At 44.4% G+C, this 4942-nt stretch carries 2 protein-coding genes and 1 pseudogene; 2 read left to right on the top strand and 1 reads right to left on the bottom strand.

The features are described 5' to 3' along the window. A partial coding sequence (locus tag LC574_RS26590) for an SNF2 helicase-associated domain-containing protein (RefSeq protein WP_229456587.1) occupies positions 1-3557 on the bottom strand: 3557 nt, incomplete at its 3' end. Between the two features lie 129 nt (positions 3558-3686). Between LC574_RS26590 and LC574_RS26585 the strand changes: the two genes are divergently transcribed. Both LC574_RS26585 and LC574_RS26580 read left to right on the top strand, forming a co-directional pair. Further along, on the top strand, positions 3687-4232 hold the full coding sequence (locus tag LC574_RS26585) for a GNAT family N-acetyltransferase (RefSeq protein ID WP_229456585.1): 546 nt from the start codon (positions 3687-3689) through the stop codon (positions 4230-4232). Between the two features lie 101 nt (positions 4233-4333). Continuing rightward, positions 4334-4942, top strand: a pseudogene (locus tag LC574_RS26580) (polyribonucleotide nucleotidyltransferase); the annotation flags it as partial.

The following is a 4942-nucleotide window of genomic DNA, read 5'->3' as shown; positions in this document are numbered from 1 at the left end:
TTGTTAGCGACAAAATTATGATGTTCGCTAACTTCAAAGTCATAAACCCATCCATCATAATCTATCTCCTCTATTGATTCTATCCGGCAATAAAATACTTCTTGGTCGAGAAGACATTGCAAAGACTGTCTTGTTAAGCTCAACTGTTCTATATCTAGGTTGCTATATGCTGACAAAGTTTGAGTTGGTTTTAGTAGCTGATACTGTTTTTGGGCTTCTCCACTAATAATGCGGTTCATCCCAGCTATTACTCGCTGTAAACTATCTCTAGAAAATTGCTGTGAACCATTAATGTAAACAGTGTTGTGCATCCCAAAATGTTGCAATGGTAGCCCCGTTACCTTGACTGTTTGGGCAACCATATCAGAAGCAGGAATTCCTTCAATATTTGTGTTGCTGATCTGTTGACAAAGTTGCTCTAATTTACTCTGTTTTTCTGAGTTATTAAAACCAATTTCTTGGAGAAATCTGCGGGCAGAATTTCCACCAATGACACCAATATAGTAGGTGCGTAAAGTACGAGTTCCATTAGTGGCACACTTCAGTTTTGGCGATATTCGCAACCAAATACCGAAACGACGCAACAGTGCAGAAAGTTGCTGAATCAGTAAAACTGAAGCTGTAGCAATCTCAATACTTCCCATACTGAAAACAACAGCAGATTCAGCATCAAAATAGTTTTGTAAAAATATCCGCACACTATCCAAGTCTGCCTGCATAATGAAGGGCGGAATAGATTTTTCTGCCGATAGTTTACCCCAAACATAACCCTTAGCTTCTAAGAATCGCCGATAGGCTTGGCTGTTAACTCGAAGAGAAGGAACTCTGTTAGGGAAGGTAGAGATATTAGGGCTGTTAATTTTGAGGTTATAGCGGTTTTGAATGCGTTGGCAAATCTGGAGTAGATCCTCTAATACTTTGGTGTCTTTTTGGGATATTATGACTCTTCCCACATCGGGTAGTTCATGCCCTTCGGCAATCTGCCAAGCAAGAAACTTGACTAAATCAGGGTCTTGTGGTTGCCGATTCCAAAGCGTTTTACCTGGTACACAAATGTAATCGCCCACCTGTAAATTATTTGTCCAACCTTTACTTGTCAGCAGCTTGTGACGATGAGTGATGGTGATATTGCTACCGTCTTCTAGCGTGACTTTTCGTAATTTCTCGCGCACTTGCTGCCGATACAACCGTCTAACATTAGCTTGGACGATTTTGCCAGTTTTTTCATTTATGGAATTAACTAGTAATTGCTCTGTGGGGTTAGCCCAAAATCCTTCGCCGTCAAATTCTGTTTCTCCGGCGTGAGTTGTCCAGATTGTCTCGGCTGTGCGTAACAGTCCATTTACATTTACTAAAGTATCATTTGCTACGCATTTACCCAATCCCATATCGTCGGCGAGACACGCACCTAAGCCCCAACGTTCCAAGAATGATAACCAAGCAGCACCACGTTCTTGATAAGGTCGCAACTGCCCTTTAAAGCCTGTTGGTGTGGGCAAAGGTTCAAGCGCTTGATTATTTGTTAACGCCCCAATCAACTCTTGCAATGCCCCAGATGCCTCAAAGCTGACCACTGGCAACTTTTCAATTACCTGGGTATCCCCTGTACTGAAACGCAAGGCATCTTCCAAGGAAAGCGCCATTTGGTCTTTGCGAGTGGTAAAAAATGTTTGGGCTGTTTTGATGTCTTGGGGGCGCAATTCCACCCACTCGCCGTTAATTTCTACTAGCGGACTATTTAAAGCCACAAGTTTATCAAACTCAGCTTTAGAAATAGTTTGTCCACCAATTGCCAATTGCCATTGGAAATTCAGTAGACTTTGCAACCCTAAACGTCCCTGCTTTTTCTTTGGGGTTTCGGCAGTAATTTTCAAACCTAAACGGTTCGCCCATCCTTCACGGTTCGCTAAACTGGGAGGCAAAATTACTCCCAAACCACTGTCTTCTAACCTCCAAGCTACAGCTTTGATAAACTCATAAGCTTGAATGGGAGTGATACGAGAAAATTGGGGATATTCGGTTTCAAAACTGGGTGCGTAGGCGCTTTGCGCCTTGTCGCCAGACATCGCTGGATATAATCGGGAAGCTACCCCCAAACCTCGCAAAAATGTTTCCTGTGGTTGCTCAATTGTCCGATTTTCATAAACCAATCGTTCAACTGGATTGTTCCAAATAGTTGCCGCATCTACCAAGAACTCAGGATCGTCAGCCGCTTGCAGGAAATACGCCAATGTCCAATCTGTTTCGCCAGATTCTGGAGAACGCAGTTGAAAACAAGTACGAAATAGAGTTTTAAGAGTTAATTGATATTGTAGCGGCATAGTCCAAGCCTTCAGGGTCGCTTCCAGTCGTTCCACTTCAACTGCATCTGCATTGACTGTACCAGATGCACTTGTTAACGCTTGCAACCACTGTCGCACTCCAGAGGGTAAAGATGCGTAGGCGTAGCCCGTCGTAGACATCGCCTTAGCTTCCATTGGAGGCTGAGAACCCACCATCCCTCGCACTTGGGCATCTATCGTACTGTTAAGAAATCCCAACAACAATTCTTGAGCTTCGGTAGGGAAGTTTACTGCTAGGTGAGGGGATGAGGGGGATGAGGAGGATGAGGGGGATGAGGAGGATGAGGGGGATGGGGGGGATGGGGGGGATGAGGGGGATGAGGAGGACAATGAAGAATCTTTCCCTGCTTCCCCATCTCCCCCATCTCCCCCATCTCCCCCATCTCCCTCATCTCCCCCTGCTCCCTCATCTCCCCCCACTCCCCACTCCCCACTCCCCACTCCCTCCTGATAAGTCCGACAAACCAACGGCATATTCGCAGAAAATCTTTCTAAGCGGGTTCCATCTACTGCACTGTCTAGAAGTACTTGCCACTTAGCAGTGAATGCACCATCTGATTGTCGCTCAATTGTTGGTAAAAACTTACACCGCGAGATTAAATCTAAACTCCACCGGGCAACCTGCGACCAAAAACGTAAATCTCCTCCTAAAAAGGCATCTTCTCCTTTAGCGGCATTTAGGGGAATAGCAGCGAGAAATTTTACTGCTTCGCTGGGGTTGAGACAAAAACCTTCAACTCGCCACGGTTGCAAATATTGCGGCGATTCTGTATCTAGTCCCAAGCTGGCAGAATGTACAGGGAAAATCGCTGTTGTTCCTTCGCTACTGCCTTCTGGGATATAAGTTGGTAAGGCAATGATTTGCGAATGCGTTGGTAAACTGATTTCACTGACACTGGCGGCTTTACGCGTTAGCGTAGCTCCTCCTTTGGAGGCTCGCCCAGTAGTAGCGATGGCTTTGCCAACGCCAGGGGCGAACGCAACTTGAGGTTGCTGGATAAAGTTGCTAATTGCCATGTTCTGCGAATCGCCAAAGGCGACGCTTCGCGATCGCAACCACTCATTCAACTCAACTGATGTCATTGCCAATGGATGTAGTGGTATATCTCCAGATCCATTAGGCTCGAAATTTACTCGTGGCGATCGCCAAGTTTCTCCCCAAATAAATAAACAATTTTTATTTGTTAGTAACCAATTACAGTGTAAAATCGCCATTTGCTAACTACTCAGATTTCCCAAATTTCCAGAATGAAAATCGCAATTATTCTAATTTTTACATCTTCTCAAGAAGATTATTTAGCTCAAAATTACATATAATTAATTTATTTAATATCACAATTAATAATGATTTTTCCCCTAATTCAAGTTTTAAAAAGCGGCATAATAGTTGAACTAGATTATATGCATCCTCAAGAACAGGAGGTTGTAAGAGCATTACTCAATGTTTTATTGATTGAAGGTAAAACTTATCCCCAAAAGGAACCTCTATCTCAGGCAGAATTTTCAGCTTACTGGTTGAGTAAGGATGCCTTTGTTGTCAGGACATCTGTTCAGGATGCTACACACAAACCAAAAGAAATATTAGGGGCGTTTTATTTAAAACCAAACTTCCCCGGTCGGTGTTGCCATATTTGCAACGCTGGTTTTATTGTACAACCTGAGTTACGCGGTCAGGGGATCGGGCGGTTCATGGGAGAGGCGATGCTCTTAATAGCAGCAAACCTGGGCTATGAAGCAGTAATGTTCAATTTGGTCTTTGAAACTAATATACCTTCAATTACGCTTTGGCAGTCGTTAGGATTTGAGATCATTGGGCGCATTCCGCGTGCGGCAAAGCTAGGGGATGAACAAGTGGTAGATGCGTTGATAATGTATCGCAGTTTGGGTTGAAAGACTTATCTATCTTTGTATGTACTAGAAGTCAGTCATAGTGCATAAATGTTAGGATTGCCACAGAAAGAGAATAGCGAAAGAGAAGGAAAAAAAACTGAATGGCAGAAGTTGATAAGTCAATATCCTTCGATGGAAGGGATATTCGACTGAAAGTAGGCCTACTAGCTCCCCAGGCTGGTGGGTCGGTTTTGATAGAATCAGGGGACACATCAGTTTTAGTGACGGCTACGCGATCGCAAGCCAGAGAAGGCATTGATTTTCTTCCCCTTACAGTAGATTATGAAGAAAGGCTATATGCCGCTGGTAGGATTCCCGGAGGGATCATGCGCCGAGAAGGTCGTCCACCAGAAAAAACAATTCTTACCAGCCGTCTTATAGACCGCCCCATGCGTCCTCTGTTCCCTTCATGGTTGCGGGATGACCTGCAAATTATTGCCTTAACACTGTCGATGGACGAGTTAGTGCCACCCGATGTGCTAGCAGTTACAGGTGCTTCCATCGCTACCCTGATTGCCCAAATTCCTTTTAATGGGCCAATGGCAGCAGTTCGCGTTGGTTTAGTGGGAGATGATTTCATTATTAACCCCACTTATGCAGAAATTGAAGCTGGAGACTTGGATCTAGTAGTAGCGGGTTCACCAGATGGCGTGATCATGGTGGAGGCGGGAGCCAATCAATTGCCAGAGCGAGATATTATCGAGGCGATT

It is taken from the genome of Nostoc sp. CHAB 5715, assembly GCF_020829685.1.
Classification (GTDB): domain Bacteria; phylum Cyanobacteriota; class Cyanobacteriia; order Cyanobacteriales; family Nostocaceae; genus Nostoc.
The sequence above is the reverse complement of the archived record's forward strand: the minus strand, read 5'-3'. Positions and strand labels throughout refer to the sequence as shown.